Annotated in this window: 20 protein-coding genes; 16 read left to right on the top strand and 4 right to left on the bottom strand. The window is 65.7% G+C overall.

Annotated elements, in window-relative coordinates; translation table 11 throughout:
* Positions 1–7: 7 nt before the first annotated feature.
* The 14 genes from tsaB to GGR45_RS01455 all read left to right on the top strand — a co-directional run bounded on the left by tsaB (position 8) and on the right by GGR45_RS01455 (position 11,445).
* Positions 8–646, top strand: a complete 639-nt coding sequence (gene tsaB / locus GGR45_RS01520; RefSeq protein WP_246357986.1) for a tRNA (adenosine(37)-N6)-threonylcarbamoyltransferase complex dimerization subunit type 1 TsaB — start codon at positions 8–10, stop codon at positions 644–646.
* On the top strand, positions 646–1,116 hold the full coding sequence (locus GGR45_RS01515) for a GNAT family N-acetyltransferase (protein ID WP_175313682.1): 471 nt from the start codon (positions 646–648) through the stop codon (positions 1,114–1,116). The genes tsaB and GGR45_RS01515 overlap by 1 nt, the downstream gene beginning before the upstream one ends.
* 98 nt (positions 1,117–1,214) lie before the next feature.
* Positions 1,215–1,637 carry a Fur family transcriptional regulator gene (locus GGR45_RS01510; RefSeq protein WP_007406973.1) on the top strand — a complete coding sequence of 141 codons (423 nt, stop codon included), beginning with the start codon at positions 1,215–1,217 and terminating at the stop codon, positions 1,635–1,637.
* Positions 1,634–2,383 (top strand): lysophospholipid acyltransferase family protein, encoded by a 750-nt coding sequence (locus GGR45_RS01505; protein WP_175313680.1) that lies wholly within the window; start codon positions 1,634–1,636, stop codon positions 2,381–2,383. Before GGR45_RS01510 ends, GGR45_RS01505 begins: the two co-directional genes overlap by 4 nt.
* Positions 2,384–2,446: 63 nt before the next feature.
* Positions 2,447–2,839, top strand: coding sequence for a hypothetical protein (locus tag GGR45_RS01500; protein ID WP_175313678.1), 393 nt, complete (start codon positions 2,447–2,449; stop codon positions 2,837–2,839).
* Between the two features lie 76 nt (positions 2,840–2,915).
* Positions 2,916–4,238, top strand: a complete 1,323-nt coding sequence (miaB, locus tag GGR45_RS01495; protein ID WP_175313676.1) for a tRNA (N6-isopentenyl adenosine(37)-C2)-methylthiotransferase MiaB — start codon at positions 2,916–2,918, stop codon at positions 4,236–4,238.
* 440 nt (positions 4,239–4,678) lie between these two features.
* Positions 4,679–5,677 carry a PhoH family protein gene (locus GGR45_RS01490; protein WP_175313674.1) on the top strand — a complete coding sequence of 333 codons (999 nt, stop codon included), beginning with the start codon at positions 4,679–4,681 and terminating at the stop codon, positions 5,675–5,677.
* A 14-nt stretch (positions 5,678–5,691) separates the two neighbouring features.
* Entirely contained in the window at positions 5,692–5,958 is a 267-nt protein-coding gene (locus tag GGR45_RS01485; protein ID WP_175313672.1) for a ribbon-helix-helix protein, CopG family, read from the top strand.
* Complete coding sequence (locus tag GGR45_RS01480) at positions 5,958–6,371, top strand: type II toxin-antitoxin system VapC family toxin (RefSeq protein ID WP_285138714.1); 414 nt, start codon at positions 5,958–5,960, stop codon at positions 6,369–6,371. The genes GGR45_RS01485 and GGR45_RS01480 overlap by 1 nt, the downstream gene beginning before the upstream one ends.
* The gene (gene ybeY, locus GGR45_RS01475; protein ID WP_175313671.1) at positions 6,368–6,883 is read left to right on the top strand and encodes an rRNA maturation RNase YbeY; all 516 of its coding nucleotides are present in this window, start codon (positions 6,368–6,370) and stop codon (positions 6,881–6,883) included. The genes GGR45_RS01480 and ybeY overlap by 4 nt, the downstream gene beginning before the upstream one ends.
* Positions 6,884–6,892: 9 nt before the next feature.
* Positions 6,893–7,798: a hemolysin family protein gene (locus tag GGR45_RS01470; protein ID WP_175313663.1), complete on the top strand. Its 906-nt coding sequence runs from the start codon at positions 6,893–6,895 to the stop codon at positions 7,796–7,798.
* Between the two features lie 229 nt (positions 7,799–8,027).
* Complete coding sequence (locus tag GGR45_RS01465; protein WP_175313661.1) at positions 8,028–9,584, top strand: catalase; 1,557 nt, start codon at positions 8,028–8,030, stop codon at positions 9,582–9,584.
* A 123-nt stretch (positions 9,585–9,707) separates the two neighbouring features.
* Complete coding sequence (locus GGR45_RS01460) at positions 9,708–11,033, top strand: PQQ-dependent sugar dehydrogenase (protein ID WP_175313659.1); 1,326 nt, start codon at positions 9,708–9,710, stop codon at positions 11,031–11,033.
* Between the two features lie 28 nt (positions 11,034–11,061).
* Positions 11,062–11,445, top strand: coding sequence for a hypothetical protein (locus tag GGR45_RS01455; RefSeq protein WP_175313657.1), 384 nt, complete (start codon positions 11,062–11,064; stop codon positions 11,443–11,445).
* Between the two features lie 43 nt (positions 11,446–11,488).
* Here GGR45_RS01455 and GGR45_RS01450 read toward each other — a convergent pair whose 3' ends face one another.
* From GGR45_RS01450 to GGR45_RS01440, 3 genes are read right to left on the bottom strand one after another with little or no spacing between them, the layout of a single operon-like run.
* Positions 11,489–12,025 carry a GNAT family N-acetyltransferase gene (locus GGR45_RS01450; protein WP_285138712.1) on the bottom strand — a complete coding sequence of 179 codons (537 nt, stop codon included), beginning with the start codon at positions 12,023–12,025 and terminating at the stop codon, positions 11,489–11,491.
* A gap of 2 nt (positions 12,026–12,027) precedes the next feature.
* Positions 12,028–12,330: a polyhydroxyalkanoic acid system family protein gene (locus tag GGR45_RS01445; protein ID WP_175313655.1), complete on the bottom strand. Its 303-nt coding sequence runs from the start codon at positions 12,328–12,330 to the stop codon at positions 12,028–12,030.
* Positions 12,327–12,758, bottom strand: coding sequence for a VOC family protein (locus GGR45_RS01440; RefSeq protein WP_175313653.1), 432 nt, complete (start codon positions 12,756–12,758; stop codon positions 12,327–12,329). Before GGR45_RS01440 ends, GGR45_RS01445 begins: the two co-directional genes overlap by 4 nt.
* A 116-nt stretch (positions 12,759–12,874) precedes the next feature.
* Between GGR45_RS01440 and lnt the strand changes: the two genes are divergently transcribed.
* Positions 12,875–14,413 (top strand): apolipoprotein N-acyltransferase, encoded by a 1,539-nt coding sequence (lnt, locus tag GGR45_RS01435; protein ID WP_175313651.1) that lies wholly within the window; start codon positions 12,875–12,877, stop codon positions 14,411–14,413.
* Positions 14,414–14,454: 41 nt separating this feature from the next.
* A complete protein-coding gene (metK, locus tag GGR45_RS01430) occupies positions 14,455–15,654 on the top strand; it encodes a methionine adenosyltransferase (RefSeq protein ID WP_175313650.1) in 1,200 nt (399 codons plus the stop codon).
* A 49-nt stretch (positions 15,655–15,703) separates the two neighbouring features.
* On the opposite strand, the gene GGR45_RS01425 is transcribed toward metK, so the two are convergent.
* The gene (locus GGR45_RS01425; RefSeq protein ID WP_175313648.1) at positions 15,704–16,522 is read right to left on the bottom strand and encodes a formate/nitrite transporter family protein; all 819 of its coding nucleotides are present in this window, start codon (positions 16,520–16,522) and stop codon (positions 15,704–15,706) included.
* Between the last annotated feature and the right edge of the window lie 3 nt (positions 16,523–16,525).

The raw sequence follows: 16,525 nt of genomic DNA, 5'->3' as shown, positions 1-16,525 counted from the left end.
GCCGAACTTGCGCACGCTCGTCATCGATACCGCCACCGCCGCCTGCTCGGTCGCTCTTTTCGACGGCGACCGGGCCGTCGCGCGCGCGCATGACGTGGTCGGGCGCGGCCATGCCGAAAAGCTGCTGCCCATGATCGCCGCCCTGCCCGATGGCGGCCGCGCCGAGCGCATCCTGGTCGATTGCGGACCGGGAAGCTTCACCGGCATCCGCGTCGGCATCGCCGCCGCGCGGGGGCTGGCGTTGGGCTGGGGCATCGCCGCTTCGGGTTACAGTTCGCTGGCGTTGGTCGCCGCCGCCGGATTCGCGATGCGCGATGACGAAGCCCTGTCGGTGGTGTTGGAGGGTGGGCATGGCGAGGTCTTCGTCCAGCCCTTTGCCCGCGATCTGACGCCCCTGGCCCCCTTCGCCTCGATGAAGCCCGACGCCGCGCTCGCCGCGCTGGAGGGGCGGGCCGCGATCGGCAACGGCGTGCGATGGCTGACCGCGCTGTCGCCCGATCTGCCGGTGGTCGAGGCGCTGCCCGACGCCGCCGAGGCGTGGCGGCTGCCCCCCGCGCTGATCGCCCTGCCCCCGCGCCCCGTCTATGGCCGTGCCCCCGATGCCAAGCTGCCCGGCGGGATCACGCCCTCGGGGCTGGTCGCCTGATGGCGAGCGTCGGCATCTCGCTTCGCCCCGGTGACGCGCGCGACGCCGGCGTGGTCGAACAGGTCATGACCGCCACTTTCGACCCGCAATGGGGCGAGGCCTGGACCCGCTCCCAGTTGCTTGGCGTGATGGCCCTACCCGGCATCAAGCTGCTAATCGCCGAGGCGGGCGAGGAACCGGCGGGCTTTGCGCTGACCCGCTCGGTGCTGGACGAGGCGGAATTGCTGCTGCTGGGGGTTGTGGCGGGGCATCGCCGTCATGGCATCGGCAGCCTGCTGGTGGAGGCGGTGATCGCGGACTGTGCCGCGCACGGCGTCGAGACGCTGCATCTGGAAGTGCGCTCCAACAATCCCGCCACGCTGTTCTACGCCCGCCACGGCTTCGCCAAATGCGGCGAACGGCGCAATTACTATAAGGGCGCGGACGGGCGGCATTACGACGCGCATACCTATCGACGGTCCATCGGCTGATCCGATCACTGTCTCCGGGTTGTTGCGAGTCGCTATCCCCTTTTCGCAATTAGGCTTTGGGGGTAGAGAGGGGCCTGCCCGAGGAGTTGAAATTTACCATGGCCCGCAAAATCGATCTCGAAGCGCTGTGCGCACAAAAGGGACTGCGCATCACCGAACAGCGTCGCGTGATCGCCCGCGTCCTGTCGGAGGCGGAGGACCACCCGGATGTGGAAAAGGTCTATGAACGCGCCGCCAAGATCGATCCGGGCATCTCGATCGCGACCGTGTACCGCACCGTCCGCCTGTTCGAGGAGGCGGGCATCCTGGACCGTCACGATTTCGGCGACGGCCGCGCCCGCTACGAGCCCTCGCCCGAAGCGCATCACGACCATCTGATCGATGTCGAAACCGGCCGCGTGATCGAGTTCGTCGACCCCGAATTGGAACAGCTGCAAAAGGCGATCGCCGAAAAGCTGGGCTTCCGCCTGGTCGATCACCGGATGGAGCTCTACGGCGTCAGCCTCGACCGCAAGGGATGAGGGCGCTCGCGGCCCAAGCGGACATCGACAGCAAGGGCGGCCTGCGTGCAGCGGGTCGCCTTTTGTGTATCGCGGGCGTGCTGTTGCTTGCGCTGGCCCTGCATGGCGGCTGGCGGCTGGTCGGCCGGGCCTCGCCCTGGCCCGGCCGGTTCCTGCGATGGGTCGCAGAGATTCTGGGCGCGGATATTCGGGTGGTTGGACAGCCGCTGCGCCGTAACGTCATGATCGCGGCCAATCATCTGAGCTGGTTCGACATCTTGCTGCTGGCGGGAACGGCAGGCACGCGCTTCGTCGCCAAGGCCGAGGTGGCGGACCTGCCGCTGGTCGGCTGGCTGGCGGGACTCAACCGCACCCTGTTCGTCGAGCGGGCCGACCGGCTGGGTGTCGGCGACCAGGTCGCCGCGATCCGCGCCGCGCTGTCCGACGGCCAGCCGATGGCGGTATTTCCCGAAGGGACGACGGGCGATGACCTCTCGCTTTTGCCCTTCAAGCCTGCGCTATTTGCGGCGCTGGTACCGCCCCTGCCGGGCATCCGGGTGCAGCCGGTGCGGATCGACTATGGCACAGCCGCGCACGACCTGGCGTGGCTCGGCACCGATCCGGGCGACGCCCATGCCAAGCGGGTGCTGCGGCGGCCGGGGCGGTTCATCGTGTCCCTGCACTATCTCGACCCCTTCGATCCCGCCGGGTTCCCGGACCGCAAGGCCATCGCCGCGGAGGCGCGCAGGCGGATCGCCGACGTCTGAGATCCTCCATCGCCAGCGGCGAACTTTCGGGATAGGATCGGCGCGACATTCGGGGGGGACGCCATGCTCAAGACGATTCTCGTTGCCGCCAGCCTGCTGACCACGACCGCCGCCACCGCGCAGATGGCCAATCCCTGTCCCGGCGGCACCACACCCGCGACGATCCGCCATAGCAAGATCAAGCCGGGCCAGTGGGCAACTTTCGCCAAGGCGGTGGCCGCGCACAATGCCTGGTATGTCAGCCATAAAGACGCGACCCGCACCACCCTGGTCCGCGTGATGACCAAAGGAACTGACGGCCCCGTCGTCACCGATACCGAAGCGGTGACGATCACCCGCTATGGCGCGACCAAGCCGCAGGCGGCCCGCGACGCGGCCTATTCCGCCTTCACCGACCTCTACCGCCAGAGCAGCGAGATGGCGGACGAAATGCGGGTCTGTTTGCCCAAGGGCTGAAGAACACTCCTCCCGTGCGAGGGGCAAAATAGGGGAACGCTGGCGAGCGCGGTCGATTTGCGATAAGGGCCGCGTCATGCCCGCATCCCCCAAGACCTTTCACGTCAAGTCCTTCGGCTGTCAGATGAACGTCTATGACGGCGAGCGCATGGCCGAGTTGATGGCCGCGCAAGGCCTGTCGACGACCGAGGATGCCGCCGCTGCCGATCTGGTGGTGCTCAACACCTGCCACATCCGCGAACGCGCGACCGAGCGGGTCTATTCGGAGATCGGCCGCCTGCGCAAGGAAGCGGGCGAACAGGGCCGCAAGCCGATGATCGCCGTCGCGGGCTGCGTCGCCCAGGCCGAGGGGGCGGAGATCGTCCGCCGCGCCAAGGTCGATGTGGTCGTCGGCCCGCAGGCCTATCACAACCTCCCCGATCTGGTCGCCAAGGCGGCGGCGGGCGAAGCCGCGCTCGACACCGACATGCCGATCGAGTCGAAGTTCGCCCATCTGCCCGGCCGCCGCAAGGTGAACCCGTCCGCCTTCCTGACCGTGCAGGAGGGATGCGACAAATTCTGCACCTATTGCGTCGTGCCCTATACGCGCGGGGCGGAGGTCAGCCGATCCTTCTCGGCGATCGTCGACGAGGCCAAGGCGCTGGTCGATGCGGGCGCGCGAGAGATCACGCTGCTCGGCCAGAACGTCAATGCGTGGAACGATGCCGATGATCGCGGCCTGCACGGCCTGATCCGCGAGCTGGACCGGATTCCGGGGCTGCACCGCATCCGCTACACGACCAGCCACCCCAACGACATGACCCAGGGGCTGATCGACGCGCACCGCGATGTCGAGAGCCTGATGCCGTTCCTCCATCTGCCGGTCCAGTCGGGCAGTGACCGCATCCTGAAGGCGATGAACCGCCAGCATAGCCGCGACAGCTATATGCGCGTCATGGACCGGGTACGCGCCGCGCGCCCCGACATCGCGCTGTCGGGCGACTTCATCGTCGGTTTCCCCGGAGAAACCGAACAGGACTTTGCCGACACGCTGAGCCTGGTCGACGCAATGGGCCATGCGCAGGCGTTCAGCTTCAAATACTCGCCCCGCCCCGGCACCCCGGCCGCGACGATGGCGGATCAGGTTCCGCCTGAGGTGATGGACGACCGGCTCCAGCGTTTGCAGGCCGCGCTCAACCGCGACCAGCACGCGTTCAATCTCGCCAGTGTCGGCCGCACCTGCACCATCCTGCTGGAGCGGCGCGGCAAGCTGCCCGGCCAGATGCTCGGCAAGTCGCCCTGGCTGCAGTCCGTGCACCTCATCGGCGACCACCAGATCGGCGATTTGGTCGAGGTCGAACTGGTCGCGGCGGGACCGAACTCGCTGACCGGTCAGGCGAAGGTGAAGGCGGCGGCGTAACCCCGCCCGGTTCCTATCCCCAATCTCCGTTCAGGCTGAGCGAAGTCGAAGCCCATGCTTTCTCGCGATTTTGTTCGCGCGGAGACGCGGAGCCGCGGAGATGTCTCGCCTGTCGATGCTTCATCCGGTCCTTGCGACCGGCAGACCTCTATTGATACGCCAGAAGCAGACGGGCCGAGATCGCGGCTGGACACACCCTCTCCGCGCCTCCGCGTCTCCGCGCGAACCAATCTTCTTAGTCGCGCAGAGGCGCAGAGGACGCAGAGGACGCAGAGTAAGAAGAATGTCTCCCGATCGCCAAGCCGGGCTCTTCTCCGCGCCCTCTGCGCCTCTGCGCGCCAAAAACCTTGCAAACGTCATACTTATGTCACGCAATTTCGCTGGCGTTCCGACCGTCTCCACCCCATCTTGGCGAAACCCACTGACGGTGAAAGGACCGCATGAGCCGCAAGCCCCTCCCCGCCCAGGCCGGTGAACGCAGCCGGGCGGAACTCAGCTTCGACAAGCCGCAAGTGCTGGCGCAGCTGTTCGGCCAATATGACCGCAATCTGGTCGCGTTGGAAAATCGATTGGGCGTGTACATCACCGCGCGTGGCAACCGGGTCGGTCTGGAGGGTACCGCCGAGCAGGTGGCGCTGGCCCGTGACGTGCTGAACGATCTCTACGCCCGTATTCAGCGCGGCGAGGATTGCGACACCGGTCTGGTCGATGCCGCAATCGCGATGGCGTCCGAACCCACGCTCGACGGCATCCTCAGCGCGGAGCGGACCTCGGCCCCGCCGATCATGATCCGGACGCGCAAGAAGACGATCGTACCGCGCACCCCCGCCCAGGCGCATTATATGAAGCAGCTCGTGTCGCACGACATGATCTTCGCGCTGGGGCCGGCAGGTACCGGCAAGACCTATGTCGCCGTTGCGCAGGCGGTAGCACAGCTCATCACCGGATCGGTCCAGCGCCTCATCCTGTCGCGCCCGGCGGTCGAGGCGGGCGAGCGGCTGGGCTTCCTGCCCGGCGACATGAAGGAGAAGGTCGATCCCTATCTTCGTCCGCTTTACGATGCGCTCTATGATTGCCTCCCCGCCGAGCAGGTGGAGCGGCGGATCGCGAGCGGCGAGATCGAGATCGCACCCATCGCCTTCATGCGCGGTCGGACGCTGGCCGATGCCTTCGTCATCCTCGATGAAGCGCAGAACACCACGCCCGCGCAGATGAAGATGTTCCTGACCCGCTTTGGTCAGAACAGCCGGATGGTGATCTGCGGCGACCCCAATCAGGTCGACCTTCCCGGCGGCGTTGCGGCCTCGGGCCTGGCCGATGCAGTGCGTCGCCTGGAAGGCGTGGAGGGCATCGCGATGAGCCGCTTCACCGCCGCCGACGTCGTTCGCCACCCGATCGTCGGGCGCATCGTCGACGCCTATGAAGGACCCAACGCGTGAGGTAAGGTGCCGTCATGGCCGAACGCGATCCCTATCCCCCGCTGACGCTGGGCTCCGAGACGAGCGAGCAGGTCGCCCGCGCCGCCAAGCGGCTGGGCGTCAGCGAGGAAGAGGCGATTCGACGGGCGTTGGCGGAGCTTCTAGGCAAGCCGGAACCCGTTCCGCCTCGGCCCAACCTCCGCGAGTGGCTGGCCGAATATCGACGGCAGCATCCTCTGCCCCCCCCGACCGGTCTGTTGGCTGACAAGGCGTTTTATGACGATCTGTCCGGTGGCCTATAGTGGCGCTGTTCGTCGACGCATCGGCGCTGGTCGCGATATTGGCTGAAGAACAGGGATGGGAGGCGTTCGAGCGACGCATTGCCCAAGCGGATAACCTGCTCTGGTCCGCCATGTCGCGTTATGAAGCCATCCTAGGTTTGCGGCGCTCGCGCAATATATCGCTGGCCGATGCGCAACGCGATGTTGATGCCTTAGCCGCCGCCTTTCGTTTTCGAATGGTCGCGATCGGCGACGCCGAAAGTCACGCCGCGCTCAACGCCCATGCCCGCTACGGCAAGGGCCACCACCCCGCCCACCTCAACATGGGCGATTGTTTCGCCTATGCTTGTGCCCATAGCCACCACGCGGAACTCTTGTACAAGGGCGACGATTTCGCCCTTACTGACCTGGCTGCCCCGGAAAGGCCCCGATGATCGAGATTGCGCTGATCCATGAAGAGCCCTGGTCCGGCGACGAGCAGAGCTGGGAGGCGCTCGCCACCCGCGCCGCCCGCGCCGCGATCGAGCGGACGCCTTATGGTCCCTTGCTGACCACGTCCGCGCTGATCGAGATTTCGGTACGGCTGACCAGCGATGACGAGGTCCAGGCGCTGAACCGCCAGTATCGGCAGAAGGACAAGCCGACCAACGTCCTGTCCTTCCCGATGGTCCAGCCCGACCTGATCGAGACGGTGACGCAGAACTCCGACGATGGCGAAGTGCTGCTGGGCGACATCGTTCTGGCCCACGGCGTGTGCGTTGCCGAGGCGGCCGAGCGCGGAATTTCGGCCGAAACCCATGCCACGCATCTTCTGGTGCATGGCGTGCTTCATCTGCTAGGCTATGACCATATGAACGATGACGAGGCAGAGGCGATGGAGGCGATCGAACGCGACGCGCTCGCCAGTCTCGGCATCGCCGACCCCTATCTGATACGCGAGGACTGACACCCCCCGATGGCCGACGGCCCGAGTAGCAGCACCGGCAACGGTGAATCCCACGACTCCAGTATCTGGCACGGGCTGAAGAGCCTGATCTTCGGCGGCGAGCAGGAAGAATCGCTGCGCGACCAGCTGGAAGAGGCGATCGACCGGCATGAGGGCGATCCCGGCCCCGATGCCAAGGGCGACCTGACCCCGCTGGAGCGGCAGATGGTCCGCAACCTGCTGCATTTCGGCGAGCGCGATGCGGGCGATGTGGGCGTGCCCCGCGCCGATATCATCGCGGTCGAGGAGCGGACGACCTTCGACCATCTGATCCAGATTTTCGCCGAAGCCGGGCATAGCCGCCTGCCCGTCTATCGCGAGACGCTCGATCAGATCATTGGCATGGTCCATATCAAGGACGTGTTCAACATCCTGGCGACCGGCGCGGAGCATCCCGCGACCATCGCCGGGCTGATCCGCGATCCGCTTTATGTGCCCATGTCGCGCGGCGCGCTCGATCTGCTGGCCGACATGCGGCAGAAGCGGGTGCATCTGGCGATCGTGCTCGACGAATATTCGGGGACCGAGGGCCTCGTCACCATCGAGGACCTGATCGAAGAAATTGTCGGCGAGATCGAGGACGAGCATGACGACGCGCCTCAGGCGCTGCTCGTGCCGCTCGGCGGCGGGGCCTGGGACGCCGATGCACGCGTCGGGCTGGAGGAGGTCGGCCGCGCTGTCGACCCGCTGCTCGAAGAGGCGGAGGATGATGTCGATACGCTGGGCGGCCTGACCGCGGTGCTGGCGGGACAGGTGCCCCCGGTCGGCACCTGCATCGACCACCCCAGCGGCTGGCGGATCGAAGTGACCGAAGCCGATGAGCGTCGCATTCACCGCCTGCGTCTCCATCCGGCAGTGGCGGCGAAAGAGGAATAGGGCGTCGGCTCGTAACTTTCGACGGCGCTCAGGCTGAACTGAGTTTGTGGCGATGGCCTTGTCCCTCGCGCTCCGTTCGGCTTGAGCGAGGTCGAAGGCCAGGCATTTTCCCCACCCGTCGCGAAAATCACGCAATCGATCACAGATCGCATTTTAATACGTTATCCCGATCGAACCGACTTCCTTATCGTCCGTTGCAGAGCCCAGAACGCTGCAAGGGAGAGTTCCGATGGCAGATACCAAGAACCGTCTGACGACGACCGCCGGCGCGCCGGTTGGCGACAACCAGAATGCGATCACCATCGGTCCGCGCGGGCCGCTGCTGCTCCAGGATTACCAGCTGATCGAAAAGCTGGCGCACCAGAATCGCGAGCGCATTCCCGAGCGCGTCGTCCATGCCAAGGGCTGGGGCGCGTTCGGTACGCTGACCGTCACCTCGACCGAAGTGACGAAGTACACCAACGCCAAGCTGTTCAACGAGGTCGGCAAGAAGACCGATCTGCTGCTCCGCTTCTCGACCGTCGCGGGCGAGCAGGGCGCGGCCGATGCCGAGCGCGACGTGCGCGGCTTCTCGTTCAAATTCTATACCGAGGACGGCAACTGGGATCTGGTCGGTAACAATACGCCGGTCTTCTTCGTGCGTGATCCGTACAAGTTCCCGGACTTCATCCGCACCCAGAAGCGCCACCCCCGCACCAACCTGCGCTCGCCGACCGCGATGTGGGACTTCTGGTCGCTGTCGCCCGAATCGGTGCACCAGATCACCATCCTGTTCTCCGACCGCGGCCTGCCCGTTGGCCCGCAATATATGAACGGCTATGGCAGCCACACCTTTTCGTTCTGGAACGATGCGGGTGAGCGCTACTGGTGCAAGTTCCATTTCAAGACCCAGCAGGGCCACAAGCACTATACCAATGAGGAAGCGGGCGAAGTCATCGCCAAGAGCCGCGAATCCTATCAGGAGGAGCTGTACGGCGCGATCCATGAGGGCCGTTTCCCCAAATGGACGATGTACGTCCAGGTGATGACCCAGGAACAGGCCAAGCACACAAGCTACAACCCGTTCGACCTGACCAAGGTCTGGCCGCACAGCGAATTCCCGCTGATCGAGGTCGGCGAGATCGAGCTGAACAAGAACCCGGAAAATTACTTCGCACAGGTCGAGCAGGCCGCCTTCTCGCCGTCGAACGTGGTGAAGGGCATCGGCTTCTCGCCCGACAAGATGCTGCAGGGCCGCATCTTCTCCTATGCCGACGCGCATCGCTATCGCCTGGGCGCGCATTATGAGGCGCTGCCGGTCAACCAGCCCAAGGCGCCGGTCGCGCATTATCACAAGGACGGCCTGCTCCGCTTCTTCGCGGACAATGGCAACCCGGATGCCTATTACGAGCCCAACAGCTTTGACGGCCCCGCGCAGGACCCGAGCTATAACGAGCCGCCGATGGAAGTCGAAGGCATCGCCAAGCGTTGGGAACAGCCGGTCGGCGACGACGATTTCGTTCAGCCGCGCGCGCTGTGGGCGATGTTCTCGGACGAGCAGAAGGGCCGCCTGTACCACAATCTGGCGGCGGCGATGCACGGCATTCCCGACTTCATCATCGAGCGTCAGCTCGGCCATTTCGCCAAGGTCGACCCGGCCTATGCGCAAGGCGTCCGCGACGCGCTCGCCACGCTCGACAAGAGCGAGGAGGACCGTGAGACCCACAAGGACGTGGATCGCATGGCGGTGAACGAGCCGCACAAGAATACCGAAGCCGAAGCTCCCAAGTTCGAGGACGCGAAATAACTCCCTGACCTTCGCGCCCTTGACGGCCGCCGGTGCGCTCCCCGTGGCACCGGCGGCCAAATTTTTATGAGGCGGGCGGCATAGATGCTTCCCCCCGCGCACTCCGCCGCCTAGTTTCCGGTCATGCGCAAACATGTCCTGATCGTCCTTGGTATCATCGTCCTGATCGGCATCGGGGTCGTCACGTGGCTCGCCTGGCCCGACACGGCGCGGTTGAGCGTCGATCAGGTGGCGGGCGCACGACCGAAGATCGAGGTGCCGCGCGAGCAGACGATCCCGACGGTCGACATCGCCAAGCCGGTCGGCTGGACGAACGGCGCCAAGCCCAGCGTTGCTCCGGGGCTGACCATCCAGCCCTTTGCGAGCGGCCTCGATCATCCGCGCTGGCTGTATCAGTTGCCCAATGGCGATGTGCTGGTGGCCGAGACCAACTCGCCGCCGCGGCCCAGCGCTGGACTCGTCGACCGGGTGATGAACTTCTTCCTGGGCCAGGCGGGCGCGGCGGTGCCGTCAGCCAACCGGATCACCCTGCTTCGGGATACCAATGGCGACGGCGTAGCGGACGTGAAGACGCCGTTCATGGCCGGACTCAACTCGCCCTTCGGCATGGTGCTGTTCGATGGACAACTTTACATCGCCGACACCGATGCGCTGGTCCGCGTCCCCTATCGCGAGGGGGAGACGAAGATCACCGCCACGCCCGAAAAGGTCGTGCCCCTGCGCCCGGCGGGCAATCACTGGGCGCGCAACGTCATCGCCTCGGGCGACGGGCGGACGCTGTTCGTCTCGGTCGGATCGGCGAGCAACATCGCCGAAAACGGCCTCGACGCCGAGAAGAACCGCGCCGCGATCCTGCAGGTCTGGCCGCAGGACAAGAACTGGCGGATCTATGCGGCGGGTCTGCGCAACCCGAACGGCATGGCGCTGAACCCGGTCAACGGGCGGCTGTGGACCGTCGTCAACGAGCGCGACATGCTCGGCTCCGACCTGGCGCCCGATTATCTGACCCAGGTCGAGTTCGGCGATCATTTCGGCTGGCCCTGGTATTATTGGGGCGGCTATCCCGACAACCGGGTCCAGCCGACCAATCCGCCGCTCCAGCAATATGTGAAGCGTCCCGATTATGCGCTGGGGCCGCACGTCGCCGCGCTCGGCCTGACGTTCGCGCAAGGCGCCAAGCTGGGCGACCGGTTCGCGCAAGGAGTGTTCATCGGCGAACATGGCTCGTGGAACCGCAAGCCGCCTTCAGGCTACAAGGTCGTCTTCGTACCCTTCGCGGGCGCCTTCCCCGTGCCGAACGCCAAGCCCATCGAGGTGGTCGGCGGATTCCTCAACGCCAAGGGCGAGGCCCAGGGGCGGCCCGTGGGCGTGATCGTCGACAAGACCGGCGGTCTGCTGGTCGCGGACGATGTCGGGAATGTCGTGTGGAAGGTCAGCGCGGCACGATAGCCACCGCTCTAGGAAGCGCCCCTTTGCCATGGCGATCGTCACAGGAATCCCGACAAAAGTCGCCGTCTCGACGGTGCTTGTTCTGATTGCGATCGGCATCGCGGCTGGCGTCACTCATGTCCATGGCGTGAAAAGGGGGAAGACCTATGCTATGGATCAGCCAGTTCAGGCGGCCGCCTACGAATGGCCGCCCAACTGCCCCAGACTGAACTATCGCAAGCAGGACCGCCTTTCCAAAAACTGTACTTATCGACGCCGGTATAGGCTTATCAACCATTCCGCACTCGGCCTATCCATAGGTAAGGGCGAGGTTTGGTACAGAGTGGCAAACGATGCGCTGCTGCTGAATTGCCAGACCTGGGGCAGAACGTGCGTCATCAAGGCCCGTGTCTATGATAAATTCCGCCCATGACCATGTCGCCCCGGGGATAGCTTTCTGATCGCTTCGATGAAGGTCAGGTGAGCGCATCGCGTTCCGGAAAGCGCCCTGCCATAGAGCGGCTCAGTTCGACCCGGCGGTGCCACCTCTCCTGGAACCGATCAGGGCCGACACGACGAATCTCCTCGAACCCCAGAGCGCGCCAGAAACGCTCACCGGCCGCATTGACCTCCAGTACGGCTAGCCGCATGTCCAACGCGCCGCGCGCTTCGGCCCACGCTGCGATGGCGCTATAGAGCGTCCGGCCGAGACCCCGCCCGCGACGCGTAGCTTCCACGAGCAATAGGCCGAGATACCATGTGCCATCGCAAGGATAATCGCGAAGAATTGCCGCGACAGCGTACAGGCCATCATCATCGCGCCAGCCCATAATCACCTGATCGCCGACCGCTTTCTCGGGTGGCACGTCCGAAAACAGCGCAAGGGCATCAGCAAGCCCCGGCATCACGCCATCCTGCATCAGGAAATAGTCAGCACAACGGGCAAACAGGTCCGCCACGGCGGGGGCATCGACCTCGGTCAGCTCGACAGGCTCCGCGCCCAGTGCGATCACGACTATTTCAACAGCTTCGGCGCTTCGGACCGGATCACCGCCTCCAGCTGGCTGGAGAAGAGCGAGAGGAAGGCGGGCAGGTTCACCACCGCATGAACCTTGTCCGCATAGACCGTCGCCTGTGCGCCGATCGACTGGCCCATCGCGCCGACGGTGAAGTGCATCGTGTCGCCGTCCCAGCGATGCTCGACGGTGGCACCGCCGGGGATCATGCGGCCTATCTTGCCGATGCCGCCGTCCAGCCGCTGGCGCACGCCCTCCTTGCCGAGCTGGTGCGGGATATCGAGGGAAATCGGGGCGCTCATCGGGTCATCGCCGTGGCAAAGAGCATGGCATCATCGGCAAAGGCCTTGAACTCCAGCGCATTGCCGCTGGGGTCGCGGAAGAACATCGTCGCCTGCTCGCCGGGCTGGCCCTTGAAGCGAACATAAGGCGCAATGCCGAAGGGCACGCCCGCCGCCTCGACGCGCGCGGCCAGCGCCTCCCAGTCGGCCATGGTCAGGACGACGCCGAAATGCGGCACCGGCACCTGATGCCCGTCGACCGCATTCTCGACGGCGATCGGCTTGGCGGCGGGATCGAGATGCGCGACGATCTGATGCCCGAACAGGTCGAAGTCGATCCAGTGATCGCTCGAGCGGCCTTCGGGGCAGCCCAATATCTCACCGTAGAAATGACGGGCGGCGGCCAGGTCGTGGACCGGGAAGGCGAGGTGAAAGGGGCGCAGGGTCATGATGGGAAGCTAGGGTAGCGGGGCGCGCTTTTCCACCTTTTGCGGCATGGAATTACCCCTCCGCCGCCCACATCCCGCATTGCTCCTGTCACAGGGGCGCGCCATATCCTGCCGCCGTGACCCGATATCCCGCTCTTATCGCCCTGATCGCCGGGGCCGTCGCCGCCTGCGGTTTCGCGCCGCTCGATCTCTGGCCGTTGCTGCTCGTCGGCCTCATCGTCCTGTTGGCGCTGGTCCATGACGCCCCCTCCATCCGGGCTGCGTTGTGGCGGGGATGGGCATTCGGGGTCGGGCATTTCACCGTCAACAACAACTGGTTCCAGCACGCCTTCGACTTTCAGGACAAGATGCCCCCCGTCCTGGGGTATTTTGCGGCGGTGGGGCTGGCGCTCTATCTGGCGATCTTTCCGATGGCGGCGGCGGGTGTCGCGTGGCGGTTGCGCGGGCGGCGGCCTGATGCGGCATATGTGCTGATCTTCGGGGCCGCGTGGATCGCGACCGAGTATCTGCGCGCACGGCTGTTCACCGGCTATGCCTGGGACCCGCTGTCGGTCGCATGGCTGCCGGTGATCGGCGTGGCGCGGATGAGCGCCTTTGTCGGCACCTATGCGCTGTCGGGGCTGACGGTAGTACTGGCGGGCGCGATCTGGCTGGCGCTTCGGCGGCGCTGGCATCTGGCGGCGGTGATGGTGCCCGCAACCGGACTGGCCGCGCTGTCCGCCCCCCTCACGCGTGCGCCCGAGCCCGCCGCCGACGCGCCGCTGGTCCGCGTGGTCCAGCCCAATGTCAGCCAGGACCAGCGCGGGCAGAGCGACGGGCCGCTGCTGCTCGAACGGCTGACCCAGCTGTCGGGGCGGCCCGGCCCCCGCCCTCGCCTGGTCGTCTGGCCCGAAGGCGTCGTGCGCGACATGATCGAGGAGGGCTATCCGGACTGGGCCTATTTCGGGTTCAACTATGCGCCGCCCGCATGGACGCGCCGCCAGATTGCCCGCGTGCTCGGCCCGCGCGACACCGCGCTGGTCGGGGGGACCGCGCTGCTTTTCTCATCCGATCGCGCGCGGGTGAGCAGCGCCACCAACAGCGTGTTCGCGATCAGTCCCGGCACAGAGATCACCGGCCGCTATGACAAGGCGCATCTGGTCCCCTATGGCGAATATCTGCCGATGCCGTGGCTGCTCAAGCCGTTGGGCCTGGCGCGATTGGTTCCCGGCGACATGGACTTCACCCCCGGCCCCGGCCCCCGCAATCTGCGCGTGCCCGGCTTCGGGCCGGTCGGGGTGCAGCTCTGCTATGAGATCATCTTCTCCGGCCAGGTGGTCGACGAGGCGCATCGGCCGCGCCTGCTCTTCAACCCGTCCAACGACGCCTGGTTCGGCCGTTGGGGTCCGCCCCAGCATCTGGCCCAGGCGCGGATGCGCGCGATCGAGGAGGGGTTGCCGATCATCCGCGCGACGCCCACCGGCATCTCGGCGATCATCGCCGCCGACGGCCGCCTGATCGCCACCGTCCCGCACGAGACGGCGGGCGCAGCCCAGGCCCCCCTGCCCGCCGCGCTGCCGCCAACGGTTTTTTCACGGGTCGGCAATATGCTTGCCCTCTTGATCGCCATGGCGCTGGCCGCGATCGGCGTTGCCATACGCCGCCGTCGCCGCTAGAGGACATATAAAGCTATCTTTATATCCTTATGAGGACGGGAATGCGGAACTCGTACATCTTCACCTCGGAATCGGTTTCCGAAGGTCACCCCGACAAGGTCGCAGACCAGATCAGCGACGCCATCGTCGACCTGTTCCTGTCCAAGGATTCGGAAGCGCGCATCGCCTGCGAAACCCTGACCACCACCAACAAGGTCGTGCTGGCGGGTGAAATCCGCTGCAAGGGCGTGTTCGAGAACGACCAGTGGGCCGAAGGCGCGCTGGAAGAGATCGAGCAGACCGTGCGCGATACCGTCAAGCGCATCGGTTACGAGCAGTCGGGCTTCCACTGGCAGACGTTCGACTTCTCGAACAACCTGCACGCCCAGTCGGCGCACATCGCGATGGGCGTGGACGAGAGCGGCAACAAGGACGAAGGCGCCGGCGACCAGGGCATCATGTTCGGTTACGCGACCGATGAGACCCCCGGCCTGATGCCCGCCACCCTCTATTACAGCCATAAGATCCTGGAAAAGATGGCGGCCGACCGCCATTCCGGCACGGCCTCCTTCCTGGAGCCGGACGCCAAGAGCCAGGTGACGTTGCAGTATGAGAATGGTGTTCCCGTCCGCGCGACCGCGATCGTCGTGTCGACCCAGCATTCGGCCGAGCTGTCCAACGAGGCCGGCCAGGCCAAGCTTCGCGACTATGTGAAGTCGGTCCTCGCAGACGTGCTGCCCGAAGGCTGGTTGCCGGACGAGAAGCAGATCTACGTCAACCCGACCGGCCTGTTCGAAATCGGCGGCCCGGACGGTGACGCAGGGCTCACGGGCCGCAAGATCATCGTCGACACCTATGGCGGCGCGGCCCCGCATGGCGGCGGTGCGTTCAGCGGCAAGGACCCGACCAAGGTCGACCGCTCGGCCGCCTATGTCGCGCGCTACCTCGCCAAGAACGTCGTGGCAGCCGGTCTGGCCAAGCGCTGCACCATCCAGCTGTCCTACGCGATCGGCGTCGCCGAGCCGCTGTCGGTCTATGTCGACCTGCACGGCACCGGCACCGTCGACGAAGCCAAGCTGGAAACCGCGCTGCCCAAGCTCGTTCGCCTGACGCCCAAGGGCATTCGTGAGCATCTGAAGCTGAACGCGCCGATCTATTCCAAGACCGCCGCGTACGGTCACTTCGGCCGTGAAGCCGAAGGCGCGCTGTTCACCTGGGAAAAGACCGATCTGGTCGACCAGATCAAGGCCGCCGTCGCCTGATCCTGTCGCGATCGGCAAAAGAAAAAGGGGGGCTTCGGCTCCCCTTTTTTTATTCCCGCGTCTCGCCCTGCACCTGACCATGCGCCAGCAGCGTGAACAGCCCCGCCCCGCCGACCAGATTGCCGAGGATCGCCGGCATCAGCAGGCCGAACACGGTCTTGCCCACACTGACATGGCCGGTGAACAACAACAGGAACGCCTCGTCCGCGCCAACGATCGAGTGGCTGAACCCGGCAATGGCTATGACATAGGTGATCGCCAGGATGATCCAGAAGGCCTGGGTCCGACCATTGGGCAATATCCAGGCGACCACCGCGATCAGGAACCCGGCTGGGATGGCGTTGACGAAGGTCCGCCACCCGTCCAGCTCCAGGATGCGCGCCGAGACCGCAACCATCGCGTCGCGGATTTCGGCACTGCCCAGCGCTCCGGCCGCGACCATTCCGGCGGCGAGCGCGGTGCCGATCAGATTGGCGGCCAGCACGATGGCCCAGAGCCGCAGCGTCCGCCGGAGCGCCCAGCCCGACGGCTTCGTCACCAGCGGCAACATCGCGGTGATGGTGCTTTCGGTGAACAGTTGCATCCGGCCGAGAATGACGACCAGAAACCCCACCGGATAGCCGAACGAGGCGACCAGCCCGCGCCAGGGCGCCTCGGGAAGCCCCGCATGGAGCGCTCCCTCGGCGATCAGCGAACTGTGGATCGCGATGCCCGCCGCCAGCCCTGACCAGAACAGCGCGCCTGCGGGCCGATCGAGTTCGCTCTCCCCCGCCTCGCGCACCGCACGGTGAAGGTCCTTGGCATCGGCCGCTTTCTGCGCCTTCCCCTGTTCTTGGGGGCCATCGGGTTTGGAAGCGTGGTCATCCATGGT

Source organism: Sphingomonas zeae (assembly GCF_014197135.1).
Taxonomy (GTDB): Bacteria; Pseudomonadota; Alphaproteobacteria; order Sphingomonadales; family Sphingomonadaceae; genus Sphingomonas; species Sphingomonas zeae.
Note: the sequence above shows the minus strand (reverse complement) of the source record. Positions and strands in the feature narration are given on the sequence as shown.